Below are 5,473 nucleotides of genomic sequence, written 5' to 3' on the forward strand. Positions count from 1 at the left end.
AATACATAAAGCTACTCCGGTTCCGTTCAACGGGCTTTCATCTCTAGCCCTCCGGGCAAGACGAAAGCTTAGTTATTATGTGCAGTTTTTTTATTCCATATTTTTTCCTGAATTTAGTATGTTTATAGCAGAAGTTGCCATTCCGTTCTCGGGAAATAATTGTAGTGTTTTTTCATAATATTCTCGTGCTTTTTGTCCATTTCCCATCTGTGAGTAAGAAAACGCAATATTATTCAATGCCATTTCTCTATACGAACTTTTTGAAGCAGTTAGTAAAGTTAAGTATCGATATTTATCAATCCATTCGTTTTTTTGAAAGAAATCGAAACTCCTTTGGAACTCATTAATTGCTTCCGCATAATTTCCTTGCTTTATATATTCCATTCCCTTTTTTTGATTTTTGGTCAGAATTCCTCGGACAGAAAAGGAAATTATTAAATAAGTCAACGCACCAAACATAAATGGTTCCTTTGAATTAAATAGATAAAACATCAGAACTAAGAATGTCATAAATAAAAGTTGAGGAATTAATGCAATCCAAGCAATTTGTCTTACAGTTGGAGTATTTTTATTCATAAATTTCTATTTAAACACGATTTTGGTATAAAATTGCACATAACGGAAAGGGGCTTTGCGAGGTGCGGGCTACTGCAACCGAGATTTCAAGAGGTGACCGAACGCTAGCAAAGACCATTTTCGTTTTTTCAAATTTACAAAAAATAAAAAAAGAAATGGTTTTTTGCGGATATTTTCTTGAATTTCCCTGAGATTTCCTTCAACCCCGCATCTTGCAAAACCCATGTTATGCGTAGTGCTTTTATTTTGCTGGTTTTGTATAAGTTACAATGTCAATTCCAATTCCATTTGGGTCTTTAATTGCAAAATGTCTGTCGCCCCAAAGTTCGTCTCGGATTTCAAACTCCATTGAAACACCTTTGTCTTTCAGCCTTTTATAAATTTCGTCCACATTTTCAACTTCTATAGTCAAATAAACACCTTTTCCGTTAAATGCTGATTGGAAAATAGGTTTTTGACTTGGATGGTTCGGTTGCAAAAAACTGATTTCTGACGAATTGTTTGGTGTGTGCAAAAGAATATAAAATTCATTTTCAAAACTCACTCCAAAGTCCAACACTTCTTTGTAGAATTTTTTGGTTTCACTTAATTTTTCTGTAATAATTCCTGCGTTAAGTTTCATTTTGTTTGTAGTTTGTGCATTTGAAATTCCAAAAAGCAAAACAAATGCGGTTAGTAATATCGTTTTCATTATAATCGATTTTGTTTTACAAATTTAGTTTGAGATTAACCGCTGGAATTGTAAAAATCGGACAAACTAACGGAACGCTTCGGAAGGAGTTACTCCATAAAATGTTTTGAAGTTTTTAATAAAGTGTGCTTGGTCAAAAAAACCAACGTCAAAATAGAGTTTATTATTTTTCAAACTTTGTTGGGAAGGTTTTGCATTTAAAATGTATTGAAAGCGAATAACATTACTAAAAGATTTTGCTGTTGTTCCAATATAGTAATCAAAAATTCTTCGTAATTGTCTAGGACTTAAACCTGTATCCAAATCTTTTTCTGTATCTAAGAAACCTTTTTTTTGAAAAATTAGAATTAGTGAGTTCAAAAAACGTTGGTCTAATTCTATGTTTTGATTATGAATAACCTCTAACAATTTTTTGTTCAATTTTTTTGAAATATCTTCAAATGAAGTTCTTGGTTTTATTTCGGAACATATCCAATTATAAATTTCGGGATTTATATTTTTCAATTCCTGTGAGTGATTACTCAATTTTTTAGCGTTTATTCCGAATAATATTGGAAAAGCAGTTGGCAAAAAACGAATGCCGATATAATTAAACTCTTTTCCTATGTTGAATTCAGTAAATTTTCTACAAAATCCCATAATAAAACTCTCCTCAGGTTGTTTATTGTCAAAAAAAATATCAATACAACCATCAGAAACAACACAATAATTGAAATCTTCTGATAGTTTTCTTTTGGTTTTCAGTTGCCAAAAACAGTAAACAAAATTTTGGATTTCGTTTTTTGGATGAATTTCTTGATAAGTTATTTTTCCGTCATTTGTAGAAACTGTCGGTTGAATTGGTTTGTAGTATTTTCTTATTGTTTCCAATTTTCTACGGGAGTTTTGATAGCATTACGCATAACGTTTTGGGGCTTTGCGAGGGAGCGGATTTTTAGCACTACCTTTGATACGAAGCACGAATGTTCAAATTTACGAAAAAGTTTCAAACGAAGCACTGAACCGCCACTTTTGCAAAACCGCTGTTAGTGGCTGGGCTTCTTTGTTTTCCGTCTGTCAGCAACATTTTTTGTCCTGCTGAATTGGTGGACAAGCAACACTTCCGTAGCTACAATAAACACAGCAGTCGCCTTGTTTTGGTTTTAGAACTTGTTTGCATTTTTCACATTCGTAAAAATATTGGCAAGCGTCTGTCGGCATTGTTTCTTCTTTCTTATGTCCGCAGTTGGGGCAAGTTATTGTTGATTGTAATTTGATTTCCATTTTAATTTTCTTTTTTGTCGGTTACAGAATATCCTGTTGAGTTTATTGCTTTTTCGATTTCAGAAATATTTGTTTTTGAGTTGTCAAATTCTATGATTGCATTTCCATTTTCATATGAAGCGTTTGAACTTATTATTCCTGTCAATTTATTTACTTCGTGATTTACGTGTTCTTCGCAACTCGCACAAGTCATTCCGCTAATCGTAAATTTTACTTTTTGAATATTGGATTTGTCCACTACTATGATTTGCTTTTCTTTCTTTGGGTAGAAAATGCTTGAATAGTATGGAAAGGCAAGCATAACGATTGCAAATGCTGTTACAATTCCTAAAAACATTTTTGACTGAATGAATTTTGGTTTTTCTTCTGTCTCACAGTTGCAGTCAATTTGCTTTTTAGGTTTCAACTTTTGATACCAAGCAAAACCAAGAACCAAAATTGTCAAACCGATAAAATACGGTCTGAAAGGTTCGAGCCAAGAAAAAGTAGAAGCAAGTCCGCTTGTTCCTGCTACTAAAGCCAAGACTGGAGTAATACAACACAATGAAGCTGCAATTGCTGTTAAAAGTCCTGCTCCGATTAGTTTGTTGTCTGTTTTCATAATGTTTCTAAAATTTTGTTTTCGTCAAGTATTTTAAAAGGGTATTTGCATTCTAGGGTGGAATTTTAATTAATTCCACTTTTTTTATTTCTATAATATTTTCTCTTTTTTGCAATCTAAGGTTGAATCAAAAAAACAGAAATCATTCCATTTTTGCAATCCGACAGGCGCGTATCCTTGCCGATCACGACACGATGGCGGTGGTCACCGCGACGAAAGACACGGCCAGCCGCCATGCCGACGCGCAAGGCGGTTTCCGCCGTCATCGCGCCTTCGTTGGCTTTGCCACGAATACCGTCTGTGCCGAAATATTTGCGCACCATAAGGTCGATTATCCTGTCGTCGGGTCGCCCTCAAAGGGGACATGCCTGCTGAACCGCGAATATAGAGAAATATCCCGAATGTGCAGTTAACGAATTCTTGCGGTTTCTTTCAGCGCCGCCAATACCGCCAGCCCGTCGCGCAAGGGGCGCGGCTCGTGTGTGCGGATGAAGTCAGCTCCACCTGCGGCGGCGGCAAGCTCTGCAGCGAGTGTCGCGGCCCCGACATCCCCCGGACCACGGCCTGTGAGCGCGCGCAGAAAGGATTTGCGCGAAACAGACAGAAGCACCGGCAAATCGAAGCGCAGCCGCAATTCATCGAACCGCGCCAGCACCGAGAGCGAGGTTTCGGGAGCAGCCCCCAGAAAAAACCCCATGCCGGGATCAAGGACAAGGCGGTTGCGTTTGATACCGGCACCCGTCAGCGCCGCGATGCGCGCGTCAAAGAACGCCGCAATGTGATCCATGATGTCGCCAGCGGGTGCCTCGCGCCGATCTGCCTGCCCGTCTTGCACCGAATGCATAACGACGAGTTTGGCAGATGATTTCGCCAATTGCGGATAGAACGCAGCGTCTGGAAAACCGCGAATATCATTGAGATAGGCCACACCACGCGACAAGGCATAGGCTTGCGTCGCGGGTTGATAACTGTCGAGCGAGACGGGAATGCCATCTGCCTTGAGCGCGTCCAGCACCGGCGCGATACGCGCGATTTCTGTGTCGGACGAAACAGGCGCGGCGTCGGGATTGCTGGATGCCGGACCGAGGTCGATCACATCTGCCCCCTCGGCCATCAGCTTACGCGCCTGCGCAATGGCTGCGTCTGGCGCCAGATACCGGCCTCCATCGGAGAAACTGTCCGAGGTTATGTTGACGATGCCGAAAATGATGAGCGATTTATTCATGGGGGCTTCTATAATTTAAAAAACGGTTTCAGCATTTTTTCATACTCTTTTGTCAATGAGTAAAAAATGGTTTGTGCTTCTCGTTCGGTTTCAATTAGTTTTCTGTCTTTGAGTTTTCTCAAGTGTTGTGAAACTGCTGAAATTGTCATACCGAGAATGTCGCTTATATCACAAACACAAAGTCGTTTTTCTTCATAGAGCAGAAATAGAATTTTCAGTCTTACGTTGTTTCCTGCCAATTCAAGTCCGTTCGATAAATAGTCAAACGAGCCGTTGAGTTCTGAAACTCGGTTTTTACAGCGATTTATTTGTTTAATGTCCGCTTGTTGTCTTATACAAGAATTGTTGTCCATAGCACAAAGGTAGTCAATTTGTTTATTTAAGCAACTGCTAAAATATAAAATGTCAAAAAGAACCCGATTTGTCTGTCGGGTTGTGTCGTCATAGCCTTGCCACTAACGGGAAACGCATTGGCGAAGTGGCGGATAAATTGAACCGAAAGTTCAATTTAGCAGTGACGTAGCCGATGTGTTTCCACAGAAGCTAAATTATTAAAAAAAAGCTGAATGTGGGACACATTCGGCGGAATAAAAAGCACAAAAGTTGAATTTTGAACTTAACCCGCCATTTTGCCAATGCGATGTTATGTGTAGTTTTTTAGTATCTTTGTCAGATGAAATTATCAGATTAGCAAATTTACTTTACGCAACGTATAGGAAGAGAATAGTTTAGTATTATTCTTCGTTTCCTTATTGTCTCTTATTGTAAATTAAATATGTTAAATAATGAAAAATTACTTCGAAAGTCCTTTTAAAGGAAAAATAATCAAAGACCACATAACTAATCCCAATATAATTTCGGGTAAATATTCTTATTATTCTGGTTATTATCACGGTCATTCATTTGACGATTGTGCTCGTTATCTGTTTCCGGACAGGAATGATGTCGATAAACTAATTATCGGTTCTTATTGTTCAATAGGGAGCGGTGCAAGTTTCATAATGGCAGGTAATCAAGGTCATAAATATGATTGGATTTCCAGTTTTCCATTTTTTTATATGTCTGAATTTGATGTTTTCAGTAAAAGCCAAGATGGATTTCAAAAAGCAGGAGATAC

Annotated in this window: 9 protein-coding genes; 1 reads left to right on the plus strand and 8 read right to left on the minus strand. The window is 38.3% G+C overall.

What is annotated here, in order from left to right; genetic code table 11:
* Positions 1 to 90: 90 nt before the first annotated feature.
* From HXZ69_RS14925 to HXZ69_RS14960, 8 genes are all read right to left on the minus strand, one after another.
* Complete coding sequence (locus HXZ69_RS14925) at positions 91 to 576, minus strand: tetratricopeptide repeat protein (RefSeq protein ID WP_286496434.1); 486 nt, start codon at positions 574 to 576, stop codon at positions 91 to 93.
* A 241-nt stretch (positions 577 to 817) separates the two neighbouring features.
* Positions 818 to 1,198 carry a VOC family protein gene (locus HXZ69_RS14930; RefSeq protein ID WP_286496441.1) on the minus strand — a complete coding sequence of 127 codons (381 nt, stop codon included), beginning with the start codon at positions 1,196 to 1,198 and terminating at the stop codon, positions 818 to 820.
* Between the two features lie 135 nt (positions 1,199 to 1,333).
* Positions 1,334 to 2,137: an AraC family transcriptional regulator gene (locus HXZ69_RS14935; protein ID WP_286496435.1), complete on the minus strand. Its 804-nt coding sequence runs from the start codon at positions 2,135 to 2,137 to the stop codon at positions 1,334 to 1,336.
* Positions 2,138 to 2,323: 186 nt separating this feature from the next.
* The gene (locus HXZ69_RS14940; protein WP_069796431.1) at positions 2,324 to 2,530 is read right to left on the minus strand and encodes a GDCCVxC domain-containing (seleno)protein; all 207 of its coding nucleotides are present in this window, start codon (positions 2,528 to 2,530) and stop codon (positions 2,324 to 2,326) included.
* A 1-nt stretch (position 2,531) separates the two neighbouring features.
* Complete coding sequence (merTP, locus tag HXZ69_RS14945; protein ID WP_286496436.1) at positions 2,532 to 3,131, minus strand: mercuric transport protein MerTP; 600 nt, start codon at positions 3,129 to 3,131, stop codon at positions 2,532 to 2,534.
* Between the two features lie 116 nt (positions 3,132 to 3,247).
* A complete protein-coding gene (locus tag HXZ69_RS14950) occupies positions 3,248 to 3,454 on the minus strand; it encodes a hypothetical protein (protein ID WP_286496437.1) in 207 nt (68 codons plus the stop codon).
* Positions 3,455 to 3,540: 86 nt separating this feature from the next.
* The gene (sul2, locus tag HXZ69_RS14955) at positions 3,541 to 4,356 is read right to left on the minus strand and encodes a sulfonamide-resistant dihydropteroate synthase Sul2 (RefSeq protein ID WP_001043260.1); all 816 of its coding nucleotides are present in this window, start codon (positions 4,354 to 4,356) and stop codon (positions 3,541 to 3,543) included.
* 8 nt (positions 4,357 to 4,364) lie between these two features.
* The gene (locus HXZ69_RS14960; protein WP_286496439.1) at positions 4,365 to 4,709 is read right to left on the minus strand and encodes an ArsR/SmtB family transcription factor; all 345 of its coding nucleotides are present in this window, start codon (positions 4,707 to 4,709) and stop codon (positions 4,365 to 4,367) included.
* 432 nt (positions 4,710 to 5,141) lie between these two features.
* On the opposite strand from HXZ69_RS14960, the gene HXZ69_RS14965 reads away from it, so the two are divergent.
* A partial coding sequence (locus HXZ69_RS14965; protein ID WP_502875754.1) for an LbetaH domain-containing protein occupies positions 5,142 to 5,473 on the plus strand: 332 nt, incomplete at its 3' end.

It is taken from the genome of Empedobacter sp. R132-2 (assembly GCF_030324375.1).
Taxonomy (GTDB): Bacteria; Bacteroidota; Bacteroidia; order Flavobacteriales; family Weeksellaceae; genus Empedobacter; species Empedobacter falsenii_B.

Coding starts and splice junctions, on each gene's coding strand:
- HXZ69_RS14950 (WP_286496437.1), bottom strand. CDS start 3,454: ATGGTGCGCAAATATTTCGGCACAGACGGTATTCGTGGCAAAGCCAAC.
- HXZ69_RS14925 (WP_286496434.1), bottom strand. CDS start 576: ATGAATAAAAATACTCCAACTGTAAGACAAATTGCTTGGATTGCATTA.
- sul2 (WP_001043260.1), bottom strand. CDS start 4,356: ATGAATAAATCGCTCATCATTTTCGGCATCGTCAACATAACCTCGGAC.
- HXZ69_RS14930 (WP_286496441.1), bottom strand. CDS start 1,198: ATGAAACTTAACGCAGGAATTATTACAGAAAAATTAAGTGAAACCAAA.
- merTP (WP_286496436.1), bottom strand. CDS start 3,131: ATGAAAACAGACAACAAACTAATCGGAGCAGGACTTTTAACAGCAATT.
- HXZ69_RS14960 (WP_286496439.1), bottom strand. CDS start 4,709: ATGGACAACAATTCTTGTATAAGACAACAAGCGGACATTAAACAAATA.
- HXZ69_RS14940 (WP_069796431.1), bottom strand. CDS start 2,530: ATGGAAATCAAATTACAATCAACAATAACTTGCCCCAACTGCGGACAT.